Origin of the sequence: Streptomyces meridianus (assembly GCF_023703325.1) — a bacterium.
Classification (GTDB): domain Bacteria; phylum Actinomycetota; class Actinomycetes; order Streptomycetales; family Streptomycetaceae; genus Streptomyces; species Streptomyces meridianus.
In genome coordinates this window covers 1-15,877 of sequence record NZ_JAMQGM010000019.1, presented here as the reverse complement: position 1 = coordinate 15,877, position 15,877 = coordinate 1, and the positions used below count along the sequence as shown (strand labels likewise).

Genomic DNA, 15,877 nt, shown 5'->3' with positions numbered 1-15,877 from the left:
CCGGCCCCACCGGGCCGCGTCGCAAGCACGATCGGCAGCGGGTTCCGAAGTACCTCCCGTGTCCCCGGCGCAGGGCCGGAGTTGCACGGTCGATGCTCCGTTCTCCCGGCTGCGCGGTGTGCCGTCACCCCTCGGGGGGACCATGTCAACACCCCGAGCCGCACGCGGCGTTTCGTGCGAAGCTGGGATGCATGAGCGCCGCTTCTTCCCGGGAAGCCACTCCCGGACCCTCGGAGTCCCGCAAGATCGTTCTGCTTCGCCACGCCAAGGCCGACTGGCCCGACGTCGCCGACCACGACCGGCCGCTCGCCGAACGCGGACGCAAGGATGCACCCGTTGCAGGCCGCTGGCTCGCCACCACCGGCATCAGCCCCGACCTGACCCTCTGCTCGACCGCCGCCCGTACCCGCGAGACATGGAAGCTCTTCGTCCACGAGCTGCCCCAGAGGCCCCGGACCGTCTACGAGGACCGGATCTACGAGGCCACGCTCGGTGACCTCCTGGCCCTGCTCAACGAAACCCCCGACGACGTGAACAATCTGATGCTCGTCGGCCACAACCCGGGCATGCACGCCCTCGCAGACGCTCTGACGGGCTCGGCCGAGGGGGACAGCCTGGCACGGCTCAGCCGCGTCGGATTCCCCACCTCCGCCATGGCCGTCGTCGGGTTCGAGGGGTCCTGGAAGACCGTGGAGCACGGCGTCGGCCGGCTCCTCGACTACTGGGCGCCGCACGCATAGGGCGTGTCCGGGTACGACGAACGGGGCCCCGTTCCCGAGAGCGGGGCCCCGTTCCGGTGTTCCCGCGGCGACAGGACCGGCTGACGGCCGGAACGTCGGCGCCGCCCCCGGGCCGTCAGCCGACGTGGGTGTCCGCGGCCTCGACCTCGTCGCGCGTGATCCCGAGCAGATAGAGCACCGTGTCCAGGAAGGGGACGTTCACGGCGGTGTGCGCCGCCTCGCGCACCACCGGCTTGGCGTTGAAGGCCACGCCGAGGCCGGCCGCGTTCAGCATGTCCAGGTCGTTCGCACCGTCACCGATCGCCACGGTCTGCGACAGCGGAACTCCCGCCTGCTCCGCGAACCGGCGCAGCAGCCGGGCCTTGCCCGCGCGGTCCACGACCTCGCCGACGACCCGGCCGGTGAGCTTTCCGTCCACGATCTCCAGGGTGTTGGCCGAGGCGAAGTCCAGACCGAGGCGTTCCTGCAGGTCATCGGTGACCTGGGTGAAACCGCCCGACACCACGCCCACTTGGTACCCGAGCCGTTTCAGCGTGCGGATCAGGGTGCGGGCGCCCGGTGTGAGCCGCACCTCCGAGCGCACCTTGTCGATCACGGATGCGTCCAGTCCGGCCAGCAGCCGTACCCGGGCGTGCAGCGACTGTTCGAAGTCGAGCTCGCCGCGCATGGCTGCCGCGGTCACTTCGGCCACCTTGTCCTCGCAGTCCGCGTGGGCGGCGAAGAGTTCGATGACCTCGTCCTGGATGAGCGTCGAATCCACGTCCATGACGACCAGGCGCTGGGCCCGGCGGTGCAGCCCCGATGCCACCACGGCCACGTCCACCCCGAGGGCGGCCGCCTCGGTTGCCAGTGCTGTACGCAGCGGTTCCGTCTCGGCGCCCGAGACGGCGAACTCCACTGCGGTGACCGGGTACTTGGCCAGCCGGGAGATCCGGTCGATGTTCCCGCCGGTGCCGGTGATCCGGGCCGCTATGGCTGCGGTCGACTCGGCGGTGAGCGGATTGCCGAGGACGGTGACGTGCGAACGGCCCAGACCCCGAGGGCGGTTGTCGCCCCGGCCCGAGATGATCTCGGCCTGGAGCCGCAGCGACTCGGCCCAGGTGTGCACGGTGGCGCGCAGGTCGCCCTCCGTCGCGTCCCGGCGGGCGGGTGCGGTGACCAGTGCGCAGAGCACGATCCGGCCCCGGGTCACGACCTGCTCGATGTCGATGACATCGACGGAGAAGGTGGCGAGCGTGTCGAAGAGCCCGGCGGTGATACCGGGACGGTCCTTGCCGAAGATCTTGACGAGGAGGGTCGGGGCGTCCTCGTCCGGGGCGGCCGCAGCCGGCGGGGTGTGCGATGCGCTCATGGTGCTCCCACCGTATCCGGACGCCTCGGCGCCTCGCGCGTTCGTCCCGCGGAACGGACGGCCGCCGCGGAGGCAGGCGGCCCACCCGGGCGGTCCGTCGTGGGGCGGAGCCACGTGATCCGTGCGCACCGTGGTCCGCGTCTCACCCCGGGTGAGTGCGCCGGAGGGCGGTCCGGGCCCGGGACAGTCCGGCCCCCGGTGTCCCTCGCCGCCGCCGGGGCCACGGCCCGGCTTCCGGACGGGCTCGTCCGCCTGAAATAGTTCCCCCACGAACTTCGCATCCCTGGGCTCCCCGCGCAGCGGATGAGATCGGGGGACAAGCAGTGGGGTATGGAGTGCCGGAACTCGTACTGGAATTGAACGGACGTACCTGGACTCTCGACCGGTCCAGGACGTACACCCTCGGACGCGACCCGCAGGGTGACATGGTGATCGACGATCCGAGGGTTTCCTGGCGGCACGCCACCGTGCGCTGGGCGGAAAGCAGTTGGGTCGTCGAGGACCAGGGGAGCACCAACGGCACCTATGTGCGGGGACGTCGGATGCAGCAGGTGGAGGTCGAGGCGGGAGCGGCCGTCCGTCTCGGGAACGCAACGGACGGGCCGCGTGTGGCGTTCACCGGGACGGGACAGGCCGTCCCGCATCCCCGCGGCGAGGCTCTCCGCATGCAGGACGCGGCCGCGCCGAGCACGCCGTTGCCGTCGACCGGAGCATCCGCCCAGGCGGCCGCTTGGGGGCCCGGGTCCGCCCCGTCGGCCGGAGCGCGTTCCGGACAGCAGACCGGGCGGCAGGAGCCCGGGGACAGCGTCCCGCCGCAGCACCCCGCGCAGCAGCCGGCCGGGACCGGGCCCGGCGACCGCAGCCCGACGACGTTCCACCGCATCGACATCGGGCGGGTGATGCGGATCGGGCGTGCCCTCGAGAACGAGCTCGTCGTCTCCGACCTGCAGGTCTCCCGGCACCACGCGGAGTTCCGGGCCACCCCCGACGGCCGTTTCGAGATCGTCGACCTGGGCAGCCACAACGGCACGTACGTCAACGGCCAGCCGGTCCGCCGGCGGCTGATCGGCCCGGACGACATCGTGGGTGTCGGCCACTCCACGTTCCGCCTCGTGGGCGATCGGCTCGAGGAGTTCGTCGACACCGGCGAGGTCTCCTTCTCCGCCCGCCACCTCACCGTCACCGTCGACGGGGGGAAGCAGATTCTCAAGGACGTCTCGTTCGGCGTCCCCGAGAAGTCCCTCATCGCCGTCATCGGCCCCTCCGGCTCCGGGAAGTCGACGCTGTTGCGGGCCCTGACCGGGTACCGGCCCGCCGACCAGGGCGATGTCCTCTACGACAACCGCAACCTGTACAAGCAGTTCGCGGAACTCCGGCAGCGCATCGGCCTGGTCCCGCAGGACGACATCCTGCACAAGGAGCTGACCGTCCGCACCGCCCTCAAGTACGCGGCCAAGCTCCGGTTCCCGGGTGACACCCAGGAGGCCGAGCGCGAGACCCGGATCGACGAGGTTCTGCGCGAGCTCAAGCTCGACGTTCACCGCACGAAGAAGATCACCTCGCTCTCGGGCGGTCAGCGCAAGCGCGTCTCGGTCGCCCTGGAGCTGCTGACCAAGCCGTCCCTGATCTTCCTCGACGAGCCGACCTCGGGGCTCGACCCGGGCATGGACCGCGACGTCATGCAGCTGCTCCGCGGCCTGGCCGACGACGGCCGCACGGTCCTCGTGGTTACCCACTCGGTGGCCGAGCTGGCGATCTGCGACCAGCTGCTCGTGATGGCGCCGGGCGGCTCGGTCGCCTACTTCGGCCCGCCCGGGGAGGCGCTCAACTTCTTCGGCTACGAGTCCTGGGCCGACGTCTTCTCCGCGTTCGAGAACTACCGTGACTACGACTGGGCGGGACGCTGGCGCGGCTCGCAGCACTACCGGCTGTACGCGGCGGACCTCGAGGCCGTGGCGCCGCACCCCGTCCGTGCCCAGTCGCCGATGTCCCGGCCGCCCAAGCCGCAGAGCTGGGGCTCCCAGCTGGGCACGCTGATCCGCCGCTATCTGTCGGTGATCGCCTCCGACCGCGGATTCATCGGCCTGATGATCCTTCTGGTGCCGGCCATCCTCGGCGGGGTCAGCGCGGTCATCCCCGCCAAGCACGGTCTGATGCCGCCGACACCACCGGACCGCTTCAACAGCGGCGCGGGCATGGTCATGATGATTCTGGTGGTCGGCATGTGCTTCTCGGGCGCCGCCGGCTCCGTGCGCGAACTGATCAAGGAACGCGTCATCTACGAACGCGAACGCGCCACGGGCCTGTCCCGGTCCGCGTATCTCATGTCCAAGGTGATCGTGCTCGGGGTGATCACGACCCTCCAGGCGGTGATCATCTGTGCCATCGGCTTCTCCGTCCGGGAGATCCCCGAGGAGGGCGTGATCATGAGCGCCACGGTCGAGCTGGGCGTGACGGTCGTCGCCATCGGCTTCACCTCGATGATGGTCGGTCTGGTCATCTCCTCGCTGGTGAGGACCGCAGAGAAGACGATGCCGCTGCTGGTGATGTTCGCGATCGTCCAGCTGGTGTTCACCGGGACGCTGTTCCAGGTCTTCGGCAAGCCCGGTCTCGAGCAGATCGCGTGGCTCATGCCGTCCCGCTGGGCGGTCGGCGCCTCCGGGACGACGCTCGACCTCTCGCATCTCATGCCGCCGTGGGACCGGGAGAACCCCACCGATCTCGACCCGCTCTGGGAGCACACGGCCGGCCAGTGGTGCATCGACATGCTCGTTCTCGCCCTGTTCGCGGTGGCCTGCGGGTTCGCGGTCGCCCGTCTGCTGCGCCGCCACGAGCCGGAGGTCATGCGGAAGTAGACCGGACGCACGCGAGGACGGCGGCAACCCGGGACCGGGTTGCCGCCGCCCTGTGCTGTCCGTTCCGGCCGGGGCCGGAGAACCGTGCGGTCCTGCCGGAGGACCGCTCAGTACGCGGAGTTCACGTTGTCCATCGAGCCGTAGCGGTCGGCGGCGTAGTTGCACGCGGCGACGATGTTGGCCACCGGGTCGCGCTGGTCGTACGCGGTGCCCTTGACGTGGTAGGCGTCGAAGGTCGGCTTGATGACCTGGAGCAGACCGATGGACGGCACACCGTTCTGAGCGTTGATGTCCCAGTTGTTGATGGCGTTCGGGTCCCCGCCGGACTCACGCATGATGTTGCGGTGGATCCCCTCGTAGGAGCCGGGGATGCCTTCCTTCTTCATGATCGCGAGAGCTTCCCGGATCCAGCCGTCCAGGTTGTTCGGGTAAGTCGGCTCGGCAGCCTTGGCCGCCTTCGCACGGGCCGAGCGGTCGGCGGCGGCCTTCGCGGCACGCTCCTTCTCGGCCTTCGCCTTGGCAGCAGCGGCGGCCTTCGCCTTGGCGGCCTCCTCGGCCTTCTGCTTCTGCTCGGCCGCGTACTTGATCTTGGCGTTGGCCATGGCCTGCGCGGCCTTCTTCTTGGCCTCGTCCGTCTGGCCGTTCTTGGCGGCCTGCTTCGACACCGCACCGGCCTGCGCCTTGACGCCGTCCTTCGTGGCCTTGCTGCCGAACGCATGGGCGTCCGCCGCTACGGGCTTGGCGGAGAGGGCCTGCCCGGAATCGCCATCACCGTGTCCCGGCACGACCGCGAAGGCCATGGCCGCAGCACCCGCGGCGGCAATGCCGGCGACGGAGTACCGGTGGGTCTTGGACAGGCGGTTGTAACCAGAGAAGTTGGGGATGCGCATGAGTGGGTAGACCTCTTCCGATCGCTGTGTCGCAGAGGCCGGCCCGTTCCGGGCGAACCGTCCGTCCCCGCGGGGATTTTCACGCCCGTATGTCCGGCAATGGCGCTGCACCTGGACCTGCAGCGCCGTGCGACTCGGCAATTCTTAGTGGCCGGAAAAAGTTGTGGCAAAGGTGTGACGTACTACGTCAGATCGTTGAAACCAGACATCGAGCCGGTTGCCCCTCCGGTCGCACAATGACCGCAACAGGCCGGATGTCCACTATGCGTTTTCGTAAGTGACGTACGTCCTATGCGCGGGGTCACACCGCCAAGGGTTCCCGGTTCACCGTGCGTCGAGTGGAACGCACCCTCCGTTCCCCCTCCGCTCCGGATGGCGGTGTCACCGTCTCATTCCGGCCGGCCCCACCTCGGCCGGGCCCGCCCCCCGCTCCGACCGGCCGAGGTGACCCGGCGCGCCTGTCACGGTGAGCCCGTCCGTTCCTGCGCCGGCCGGGCGCCGAGGGCGGCCGCCGCAGCTCCGGGACCAGGACCACGGCCCCGGTCCGGCACCGTCTGCGGACCGATCCACCCTCCGCCCCCCGTCGGTACGGTGAGCCCCATGAGCACCGGACCCCGGCCCCCGTCGGGTCTCGCCGCGGTGAGCGCGGCCATCCTCGCGATGAGCAGGCACCGCGAGGTCCGCGACGTCCTCCACACGATCGTCGCGTCCGCCCGAACCCTGCTGGACGCCGAGTACGCGGCACTCGGGGTCCCGGACGACCACGGCGGATTCAGCCAGTTCGTGGTCGACGGCATCAGCGACCGGCAGTGGAAGGCCATCGGCCCACTGCCCCGGCAGCACGGGATCCTCGCCGCCATGCTCCGTGACGCCGCTCCGCAGCGTCTGGCCGACGTCCGCAAGGACGCACGATTCGAGGGCTGGCCCAGGGCCCACCCCGAGATGTCCGACTTCCTGGGACTGCCGATCGCGGACGGCGACGAGGTCCTCGGCATCGTCTTCCTCGCCAACAAACTGCCCGGCGGCAGCGGAGGGTTCACCGCCGAGGACGAGGAGCTGCTCGGCATCATCGCCCAGCACGCCGCCATCGCCCTCACCAACGCCCGCCTGTACGAACGCAGTCGGGAGCTGACGATCGAGGGGGAGCGGGCCCGGCTCGCCCACGAACTGCACGACGCCGTGGCGCAGAAGCTGTTCTCCCTCCGGTTGACCGCCCGGGCCGCTGCGGCCCTCGTCGACCGCGACCCCGCCCGGGCCAAGCGCGAGTTGCACCAGGTCACCGTTCTCGCCGCGGACGCGGCCGACGAACTGCGGGCAGCCGTCACCGAACTGCGGCCCGCAGCGCTCGACGAGGACGGACTCGCCGCCACTCTCGGCGCCCAGGTGCAGGTGCTCGACCGGGCCCACTCGGCGCGGATCCGCTTCTCGTCCCGCGGAGTCCGCGCGCTGCCCGCCGCCCAGGAAGCGGCGCTGCTGCGGATCGCGCAGGAGGCCCTCCACAACGCCCTCCGGCATGCCGGCGCCGCGCAGGTGCACGTCGAGCTGACCCGCCGGGGCCGGACCACCCTGCTGACCGTGCGCGACGACGGCCGAGGGTTCGACCCCGAGGCCGTCCGGCGCGCCGGACGCCATCTCGGTCTGGTCTCGATGCGCGACAGGGCCGCGGGAGTCGGCGGCTGCCTGACCGTCAATTCCTCCCCGGGCCGGGGCACCACGATCGAAACGGAGGTGCCCGGTGGCTGACCGGGACCGCACGATCCGGGTCCTGCTGGTCGACGACCACCAGGTCGTCCGACGCGGACTGCGCACCTTCCTCGAAGTGCAGGACGACATCGAGGTCGCCGGTGAGGCGTCCGACGGGGCCGGGGCCGTCGAGCTGGCCGAGGAGCTGCGTCCCGACGTCGTCCTCATGGACGTGAAGATGCCCGGTACCGACGGCATCGCGGCGTTGCGGACCCTGCGAGGCCTCGAGAACCCGGCCCGCGTGCTGATCGTCACGAGCTTCACCGAGCGGCGGACCGTCGTCCCCGCACTGCGTGCGGGTGCGGCCGGCTACCTCTACAAGGACATCGACCCCGAGGCACTCGCCCGGGCCATCAGGTCGGTCCACGCCGGCCACGTCCTGCTCCAGCCCGAAGTCGCAGCGGCCCTGTTCGCCCAGGAGGACACGCAGGCGCTTCCCGGCAGAGGCGGCAACCTGACCGAGCGTGAACGCGAAGTGCTGTCACTGATCGCTGACGGTCGCTCCAACCGTGAGATCGCCAAGGCGCTGGTGCTCTCCGAGAAGACCGTGAAAACCCATGTGTCGAACATCCTGATGAAGCTCGATCTCGCCGACCGCACCCAGGCCGCGCTCTGGGCCGTGCGCCACGGGGCCTGAGGCGGCCGCCGCTGCCCGGGCACCCTGCCGAAGCGCGGACGACACGCGGGACTCGGGACCTCCCGGTCCGGGGGCGACCGCCCCGGTCGCACCTCAACCCCGGTCGCTCGCCTCCACGTACGCGTTGTACGCCGCGACCTGCGCCCGCCGAGCCGTCCGTTCCACCGGGCGCAGCGCCTCGGCCCGAGCTGCGATCTGCGAGGCGCTCACGGCCGCCCCGTGCTCCCGGCCGTCGCCGTCGGGCCCGTGCTCGCCGAACGCGATGGCCACCAGCGCGCCCACCCGCTGCGCGAGCGCCAGCACCCGTGCCGCACGGGGCGGATAGCCCGGCGCCAGCACCTCCCGGTTCTCCTCGGCGCGGGCCCGGTACGCGTCCAGCGCCGCCTCGGCGGCCGGGCCCGCCCCGGCGAGGTCGAGCCGCGCCAGTACCTCCGTCGCCTCGCGGAGCGCCTCGGCGAGTTCGCGCTCGGCCTCGCCCAGTGAGGGAACGTCGGCAGGCGGCGCATCACGCACCGGAATGCAGTGCCACACCACCTCGACGTGCTCGTCGCCCTCCGGGCCCACGGTCGTCACCGCGGGCACGAGACCGAGTGCCTGCGGCCCGATCGCGATCACCGCTTCCCCGGCCTCCAGCGCCCGCGCGTTGAACTCGGCGGGCCCGCTGAGTCCCAGCGGATGCCCCGGCACGGGAAGGGCGATGCGAAGCCCGGCGGCGCCGAGCGCCCGCAGCCGCCCCAGTCCGAGGCTGAGGCCCACCGGACCCGGCTCGCCGGGCAGCCCCTCGATGCGGTGCCGGGTGTCGTCGCCCACCGCGTGGTGAACGGCGTCATCGGGGGAGACGAGTCCGGCAAGGAGGGCATTTCCCCATGCGGCCAGACGTCCTGAGCGGGGTTCGGTGAGCATGGGTCCAGCCTAAGGACTTGACCCCGGAGGCGGTGGCGTAAGTTTTTCCCTGGGAGCTGCGCCTGTCCGGCGTATGCGACATCCGAGACTGCAAGGGGAGACAACGCGCTCATGAGCGATGTTCTGGAGCTGGTGGACGTATCCGTGGTCCGCGAGGACCGGGCTCTGGTGGACAAGGTCTCCTGGTCGGTTGCCGAAGGCGAGCGCTGGGTCATTCTCGGCCCCAACGGTGCGGGCAAGACCACCCTGCTCAATATCGCCTCCAGCTACCTCTTCCCCACGACCGGCAAGGCCCGGATCCTCGGCGAGGAACTCGGCGCCGTCGACGTCTTCGAGCTGCGCCCGCGCATCGGCGTGGCCGGCATGGCGATGGCCGACAAGCTCCCGCACGGCCAGACCGTTCTGCAGACCGTGCTGACCGCGGCCTACGGCATGACCGCCCACTGGCACGAGAGCTATGACGAGATCGACGAGAAGCGGGCGCGCCAGTTCCTCGACCGGATGGGCATGTCCGGGTACCTCGACCGCAAGTTCGGCACCCTCTCCGAGGGCGAGCGCAAGCGCACCCTGATCGCGCGCGCCATGATGACCGACCCCGAACTGCTCTTGCTGGACGAGCCGGCGGCCGGTCTCGACCTCGGCGGTCGGGAGGATCTGGTGCGCCGGCTGGGCCGGCTCGCGCGTGACCCCCAGGCACCGTCCATGGTCATGGTCACCCACCACGTCGAGGAGATCGCGCCCGGTTTCACCCACGTGCTGATGATCCGCCAGGGGAAGGTCCTCGTCGCCGGGCCGCTGGAGTCGGAACTGAACTCCCGCAACCTCTCGCGCTGCTTCGGTCTGCCGCTCGTGGTCGAGCGCGCCGGTGATCGCTGGACCGCCCAGGGGCTTCCGCTGTCCTGAAGGCCGGCTCCCGCGCATCCGCGCACTGTTCCCGCCGCGATCACCCAACTACGATGAATGCGTGGACCCTTGGGTGTGGTGGTTGATCGCCGCCGTCGGACTGGGCATCCCCCTGGTCGTGACCGCGGTACCGGAGTTCGGCATGTTCGCGGTGGGCGCTGTGGCGGCCGCGGTGACGGATGTCCTGGGCGGCGGCAAGGTGGCACAGGTGCTCGTCTTCTCGGTGGTCTCGGTGGCGCTGATCGCCGTCGTGCGTCCCATCGCCCGGCGCAGCGCCGCGCGCCGTCCCCAGCTCTCCAGCGGCATCGACGCCCTGAAGGGACGTCAGGCACTCGTCCTGGAACGGGTGGACGGCCAGGGAGGACGGATCAAGCTCGCCGGCGAGGTCTGGTCCGCGCGGGCGCTCGACACCGACCGGGTCTACGAAACGGGACAGCAGGTGGACGTCGTCGACATCGACGGGGCGACAGCACTCGTCATGTGAGGAAACCGGCACACGGCGGACGCCTCTCTGACAGACTCGTGATCAAGCAGCCGACCGAGGGGTTACGGGGAGCATCCAGTGGAACCGATCATCATCGTCCTGGTCATCCTGGTGGTGCTCGTCTTCATTGCACTCATGAAGACGGTGCAGGTCATCCCGCAGGCCAGTGCGGCGATCGTGGAGCGGTTCGGCCGTTACACCCGCACCCTCAATGCCGGGCTGAACATCGTCGTCCCCTTCATCGACTCGATCCGCAACCGGATCGACCTGCGTGAGCAGGTGGTGCCGTTTCCGCCGCAGCCGGTGATCACGCAGGACAACCTCGTCGTCAACATCGACACGGTCATCTACTACCAGGTGACCGACGCCCGCGCCGCTACCTACGAAGTCGCCAGCTACATCCAGGCGATCGAGCAGCTGACCGTCACGACGCTCCGCAACATCATCGGCGGCATGGACCTCGAGCGGACCCTCACCTCCCGTGAGGAGATCAACGCTGCGCTCCGGGGCGTGCTCGACGAGGCGACCGGCAAGTGGGGCATCCGCGTCAACCGCGTCGAGCTGAAGGCCATCGAGCCGCCGACCTCCATCCAGGACTCGATGGAGAAGCAGATGCGCGCCGACCGCGACAAGCGCGCCGCGATCCTCCAGGCGGAGGGTGTCCGGCAGTCCGAGATCCTGCGCGCCGAGGGCGAGAAGCAGTCCGCGATCCTCCGGGCCGAGGGTGAGGCCAAGGCCGCCGCGCTCCGCGCCGAGGGCGAGGCGCAGGCGATCCGCACGGTCTTCGAGTCCATCCACGCCGGCGACCCGGACCAGAAGCTGCTCTCCTACCAGTACCTGCAGATGCTCCCCAAGATCGCCGAGGGGGACGCCAACAAGCTCTGGATCGTTCCGAGCGAAATCGGCGACGCGCTCAAGGGACTGAGCGGTGCCATCGGCAACTTCGGGCCGCTGGGCGGTGCCCCGCAGACCGGCACCACCCCTGCCCCGCGACGGGAGCAGCCCCCGATCGACTGACCCGTTCGGCCCTCAGGCATGATCGGTGCATCGGGCACTGATCGCGGAGAGGGCACAGTATGGGGATCTGGGAGGCCGTGGCCGTTTTCGTCGCGGGTGTCGCGGCCGGCGGAATCAACACGGTCGTCGGTTCCGGGACGCTCATCACCTTCCCGGTATTGCTGGCCACCGGCCTGTCCCCGATCACGGCCAACGTCTCCAACGCGCTCGGCCTGGTGACGGGTTCGGTCAGCGGCGCCATCGGGTACCGCCGGGAGCTCGAGGGCCAGCGCGCACGTGTCCTCCGCCTCGGTGCCGCCGCACTGGTCGGCGGGCTGATCGGCGCCGCCCTGCTCGTCGCGCTGCCGTCCAAGGCCTTCGACACGATCGTGCCGGTGCTGATTGCGCTGGCGCTCGTGCTCGTGGTGCTGCAGCCGCGGCTGTCGCGCGCGGTCCAGAAGCGGCGCGAACGCAACGGGACCCAGGCCCACCCCCACGGCGGTGCCGCCCTCCTCGTCGGCCTGGTCCTCGCGAGTGTCTACGGCGGCTACTTCGGCGCTGCCCAGGGGGTCCTCTACCTCTCGCTGATGGGCCTGCTGCTCAACGAGAGCCTCCAGCGCATCAACGCGGTCAAGAACATTCTCGGAGCCCTGGTCAACGGGGTTGCCGCCGTCTTCTTCCTCTTCGTCGCGGAGTTCGACTGGACCGCGGTGGTCCTCATCGCGGTCGGATCCGCTCTGGGCGGCCAGATAGGCGCCAAGGTCGGGCGGCGGCTTTCCCCGACCGTGCTCCGCGGTGTCATCGTGGCCGTCGGCGTCGCCGCCATCGTCCAGCTGCTGCTCAACTGAACAGCCGCCGGACGCCGGCGGCGACGCCTCGCCCGGCACCGCGCCAGTGTCCCGGGATCGCTGATCCCGGGACACGCCGGAAGGTCAGGCCGGCACGGCGAGCCACTCCGGCAGGCCGGTGTCGCCGTCGGCCCCGAGTGCGAACAGCAGCGTATCCGCCGGTGTGGGCTCGAAGGGCTTGCTGAGCAATCGCATCCCGGCCTGCTCCGGGGTGCGGTCGGCCTTGCTGTGGTTGTCCTCGGCGCATGCGGCCACGGTGTTCAGCCAGCTGTCCGCGCCGCCGTGCGACCGCGGCACCACGTGGTCCACGGTGGTCGCCCGCCGCCCGCAGTAGGCGCACCGGTGGCGGTCCCGGACGAGTACCCCGCGGCGGGACCACGGCGCCTGTCTTCGGAACGGCACCCGCACGTACCGGCACAGCCGGATCACCTGGGGTACCGGCATCTCGACGGCGGCGGCGCGCATGCGCAGCCCGGGGTGAGCCTGTTCGACCACGGCCTTGTCCTGCATGACGAGCACCACCGCGCGCCGCAGCGTCACCGTCGACAAGGGCTCGAAGCTCGCGTTGAGCACCAGCGTCCCGCGCACGTCGTCCACCTCCCGGTCCCCGTCCGCCCCTCGGCGGCCCGGCTTCAACCTTGTCGGGAGGGGTCCTTCGGGACAACGCAATTTCCCGCGTCCACCGGGCGAGGACAGGTGAAGACGCCGCTGCCCCGGACGTCGTGACGACGACCGGGGCAGCCTGAGCGCACGCCGGGATCACCCGGGCGCAGTGAACTCCGCCATCACGTGGGCCCGCGCCAGCGCGTGGAACCGGAGGTTGAAGCCGACGGCCGCCGGCGAGGCGTCCGCGTCCGGCCCCAGCTTCTCCGTGTCCACGGCATAGACGGTGAACAGGTACCGGTGCGGCCCGTCGCCGGGCGGCGGGGCGGCGCCGGTGAAGTCGTGCGATCCGGCGTCGTTGCGTGCGTGCACCGCTCCGGCGGGCAGACCGGGGAAGGCCCCGCTGCACGCGCCCGCAGGCAGCTCGGTGACCGAGGCCGGAATGTCGAACAGCACCCAGTGCCAGAACCCGCTACCGGTCGGCGCGTCTGGGTCGAAGCAGGTCACCGCGAAGCTCTTGGTCCCGGCCGGGAAGCCTTCCCACCGCAGGTGGGGCGAACGGTTGCCGCGGGCCTGGACCTGGTCGTCGCCCAGCACGGCCCCGTCTGTCACGTCGTCGCTCACCACGGTGAAGGACGGCACGGACGGATGGAAGTCGTGCGGGAGCGGCGGCCTCTTGAGCTCGGTCACGTCGAAACCTCCTGATCGGATGGATCTCTGTGGGCCCGAGCCTAGAGGCTGTGGTGAAGTCCCGTCCGACCCGCGGCGCCCGGCACGCACATCCGCCGCGCTGCCGAACCGTTCGAGCAGCCCACTACGAGGCCGGTCCTCCGGGCCCGGCGGCTGCACGCACCGGGCGCCGTGGGCCCTGCCCCAGGGCGGACGACGCCACTTTCACCAGACGCCCCGGGCCCTCTCTCCGATGGTGTCGCCCGCCGTGAGGGGCGGGTGCGGCGAGAGGGCCCCAGACGTCGTGCCGGGGGCTCAGAACCAGTTGCGACGCCCGCCGACTTCGGACAGCCACTGGTTGATGTAGGCCGCCCAGTCGGTCTGCTGGAAGGAGGAGAGGCCGACGGTGAACGCCCGGTAGGAGTCGCTGCCCTCGGTGAAGAGACCCGGCTTCTTGTCCATCTCCAGGATGACGTCCATCTCCCGGTCGTCGGCGACGAACGTCAGTTCCACCTGGTTGAGGCCGCGGTACTGCTGTGGGGCGTAGAACTCGATCTCCTGGTAGAACGGCAGTCGTTGCCGTGTCCCGCGGATGTGTCCGCGCTCGAGATCGGCGTTCCGGAAGCCGAAGCCGAGGCTGCCGAACGCGTCCAGGATGGCCTGCTGGGCCGGCAGCGGGTGCACGTTGACGGGGTCGAGATCGCCCGAGTCCACGGCGCGGGCGATCTGGAGCTCGGTCACCACACCCACGTTCATGCCCGTGAGGTGACGCCCCATGAACGTGGTGATCGGGGTCTCCCACGGGATCTCGAGGCCGAACGGGACGTTGTGCACGGCACCGGCCTGGACCTCGAAGGCCCCGCCCAGTCGCTGACGGTGGAACTCGATGTCCTGCTTGTACTCGTGGTCGCCGCCCTCGACCTCCACACGTGCCTGAAGCCCCACGGACAGGCCCTCGATCTGCTGCGGCACCGAGCCGCCCTGAATCCGGACCTCGCCCTGCACCACCCCGCCCGGAACGACGTTCGCCTCGGTGAGCACCGTTTCGACGGATGCCCCACCGGCCCCCATGCTCGCCAGCAGCTTCCTGAAGCCCATGATCTTCCCTCCCAGGCCGAGCCTGTGTCTCGCCTTCCCCTGTAAACGCGGAACGGCTGCGGGCGGTTCCGTGTCCTCCGCCGAACGGTTTCGGTCTCCCGGGGAGGAGGACGGCCCGGTCGTGCACCCGCACGTTCCACTACGCTCGGGCCGCATGCCGCACCAACCGTCCGGTGACGAGCCCGCGAGGCCCCGCGCAGGGTCCGACACTACGCCGCTCGCGCGGGAGTTCTTCGACCGACCGGTCCTGGAGGTGGCCCCCGATCTGCTCGGCCGCACTCTGGTCCGCCCCACCCCGCTCGGCCCGATCGAACTGCGTCTGACGGAGGTCGAGGCATACGCGGGCCCCGCGGACCCGGGCTCGCACGCGTACCGGGGGCGCACCGCCCGCAATGCCACCATGTTCGGTCCGCCCGGGCACGCCTACGTCTACTTCATCTACGGCATGTGGTTCAGCCTCAATCTCGTATGCGGAGCCGAAGGAGAGGCGAGCGGCGTCCTGCTGCGGGCCGGCGAGATCGTCCGCGGCCGGGAGCTCGCGTACGAGCGCCGCCACGCGGCCCGCAAGGACCGTGACCTGGCACGCGGTCCGGCGAGGCTGGCCACCGCGCTCGACATCGACCGAACGCTGGACGGAGCCGATGTCTGCGGAGGGCCGGACGGACCGCTGCGTCTGCTGACCGGGAGTCCGGCGGTCGCCGAGCACATCCTCAGCGGTCCGCGCACGGGTGTGGGCGGGGCCGGCGCACACCATCACTGGCGTTTCTGGATCGCCGGTGAGCCGACGGTCAGCCCGTACCGGGCCCATGTCCCAAGACGCCGGAAGCCGAAGGCGACTTGACGCGAGGACTCCTGGTGCGTAACGTGGCACGAGCCGCTGAATCGAGCAGCGCTTCGAGGCAGGCTTCAGCCCCTCGAAGACCACTTGCGAGCGGCACAAACCACTACCAGGCGACAAGATCCCTTGCGGGAATGTTTTCGCTATGCCGAATTCAGGACCGGTCGACTCGATTATGAGTCGCGGGGGGGGAACCGCTAAAGTGGTGATCGCGCCGGAAGGCGCGAAAAGAACCCCTCTCTCGACGGGGATCGGATTCGAATTCGGACCGGAAACGGAACGGAAAAGGGTCTGGTAGTGTCGGGGACACCGAAGGGAA

The 15,877-nt window shown here is 70.4% G+C and carries 15 protein-coding genes; 9 read left to right on the top strand and 6 right to left on the bottom strand.

Annotated elements, in window-relative coordinates:
* Positions 1-191: 191 nt before the first annotated feature.
* Positions 192-740, top strand: coding sequence for a SixA phosphatase family protein (locus tag M1E25_RS08990; RefSeq protein ID WP_251412361.1), 549 nt, complete (start codon positions 192-194; stop codon positions 738-740).
* Between the two features lie 115 nt (positions 741-855).
* On the opposite strand, the gene serB is transcribed toward M1E25_RS08990, so the two are convergent.
* Positions 856-2,091, bottom strand: a complete 1,236-nt coding sequence (gene serB, locus M1E25_RS08985) for a phosphoserine phosphatase SerB (protein WP_251412359.1) — start codon at positions 2,089-2,091, stop codon at positions 856-858.
* 323 nt (positions 2,092-2,414) lie between these two features.
* Between serB and M1E25_RS08980 the strand changes: the two genes are divergently transcribed.
* Positions 2,415-4,946 carry an ABC transporter ATP-binding protein/permease gene (locus M1E25_RS08980; protein WP_251412358.1) on the top strand — a complete coding sequence of 844 codons (2,532 nt, stop codon included), beginning with the start codon at positions 2,415-2,417 and terminating at the stop codon, positions 4,944-4,946.
* A gap of 107 nt (positions 4,947-5,053) precedes the next feature.
* Here the strand turns inward: M1E25_RS08980 and M1E25_RS08975 are convergent, their stop codons facing one another.
* Positions 5,054-5,836 (bottom strand): transglycosylase SLT domain-containing protein, encoded by a 783-nt coding sequence (locus M1E25_RS08975; RefSeq protein ID WP_251412356.1) that lies wholly within the window; start codon positions 5,834-5,836, stop codon positions 5,054-5,056.
* Between the two features lie 600 nt (positions 5,837-6,436).
* On the opposite strand from M1E25_RS08975, the gene M1E25_RS08970 reads away from it, so the two are divergent.
* Both M1E25_RS08970 and M1E25_RS08965 read left to right on the top strand, forming a co-directional pair.
* Entirely contained in the window at positions 6,437-7,579 is a 1,143-nt protein-coding gene (locus M1E25_RS08970) for a GAF domain-containing sensor histidine kinase (RefSeq protein ID WP_251412354.1), read from the top strand.
* Positions 7,572-8,216, top strand: a complete 645-nt coding sequence (locus M1E25_RS08965) for a response regulator (RefSeq protein WP_251412352.1) — start codon at positions 7,572-7,574, stop codon at positions 8,214-8,216. The genes M1E25_RS08970 and M1E25_RS08965 overlap by 8 nt, the downstream gene beginning before the upstream one ends.
* 93 nt (positions 8,217-8,309) lie before the next feature.
* Here the strand turns inward: M1E25_RS08965 and M1E25_RS08960 are convergent, their stop codons facing one another.
* Positions 8,310-9,119 (bottom strand): Rv1486c family protein, encoded by an 810-nt coding sequence (locus tag M1E25_RS08960; RefSeq protein WP_251412350.1) that lies wholly within the window; start codon positions 9,117-9,119, stop codon positions 8,310-8,312.
* Positions 9,120-9,230: 111 nt separating this feature from the next.
* On the opposite strand from M1E25_RS08960, the gene M1E25_RS08955 reads away from it, so the two are divergent.
* The 4 genes from M1E25_RS08955 (at position 9,231) to M1E25_RS08940 (ending at position 12,350) form a co-directional block, all read left to right on the top strand.
* Entirely contained in the window at positions 9,231-10,022 is a 792-nt protein-coding gene (locus tag M1E25_RS08955; RefSeq protein ID WP_251412347.1) for an ABC transporter ATP-binding protein, read from the top strand.
* A gap of 61 nt (positions 10,023-10,083) precedes the next feature.
* Positions 10,084-10,506 carry an NfeD family protein gene (locus tag M1E25_RS08950; RefSeq protein ID WP_251412344.1) on the top strand — a complete coding sequence of 141 codons (423 nt, stop codon included), beginning with the start codon at positions 10,084-10,086 and terminating at the stop codon, positions 10,504-10,506.
* A 78-nt stretch (positions 10,507-10,584) separates the two neighbouring features.
* Positions 10,585-11,523 carry an SPFH domain-containing protein gene (locus M1E25_RS08945; protein WP_251412341.1) on the top strand — a complete coding sequence of 313 codons (939 nt, stop codon included), beginning with the start codon at positions 10,585-10,587 and terminating at the stop codon, positions 11,521-11,523.
* Between the two features lie 59 nt (positions 11,524-11,582).
* Positions 11,583-12,350, top strand: a complete 768-nt coding sequence (locus M1E25_RS08940) for a sulfite exporter TauE/SafE family protein (RefSeq protein ID WP_251412338.1) — start codon at positions 11,583-11,585, stop codon at positions 12,348-12,350.
* Between the two features lie 84 nt (positions 12,351-12,434).
* Here M1E25_RS08940 and M1E25_RS08935 read toward each other — a convergent pair whose 3' ends face one another.
* The 3 genes from M1E25_RS08935 to M1E25_RS08925 all read right to left on the bottom strand — a co-directional run bounded on the left by M1E25_RS08935 (position 12,435) and on the right by M1E25_RS08925 (position 14,720).
* Positions 12,435-12,938 (bottom strand): HNH endonuclease, encoded by a 504-nt coding sequence (locus tag M1E25_RS08935; RefSeq protein ID WP_251412336.1) that lies wholly within the window; start codon positions 12,936-12,938, stop codon positions 12,435-12,437.
* Between the two features lie 171 nt (positions 12,939-13,109).
* On the bottom strand, positions 13,110-13,643 hold the full coding sequence (locus M1E25_RS08930; RefSeq protein ID WP_251412335.1) for a YbhB/YbcL family Raf kinase inhibitor-like protein: 534 nt from the start codon (positions 13,641-13,643) through the stop codon (positions 13,110-13,112).
* 294 nt (positions 13,644-13,937) lie between these two features.
* On the bottom strand, positions 13,938-14,720 hold the full coding sequence (locus M1E25_RS08925) for a sporulation protein (RefSeq protein ID WP_251412333.1): 783 nt from the start codon (positions 14,718-14,720) through the stop codon (positions 13,938-13,940).
* 154 nt (positions 14,721-14,874) lie between these two features.
* On the opposite strand from M1E25_RS08925, the gene M1E25_RS08920 reads away from it, so the two are divergent.
* Positions 14,875-15,561 carry a DNA-3-methyladenine glycosylase gene (locus M1E25_RS08920; RefSeq protein WP_251412330.1) on the top strand — a complete coding sequence of 229 codons (687 nt, stop codon included), beginning with the start codon at positions 14,875-14,877 and terminating at the stop codon, positions 15,559-15,561.
* Positions 15,562-15,877: the final 316 nt, after the last annotated feature.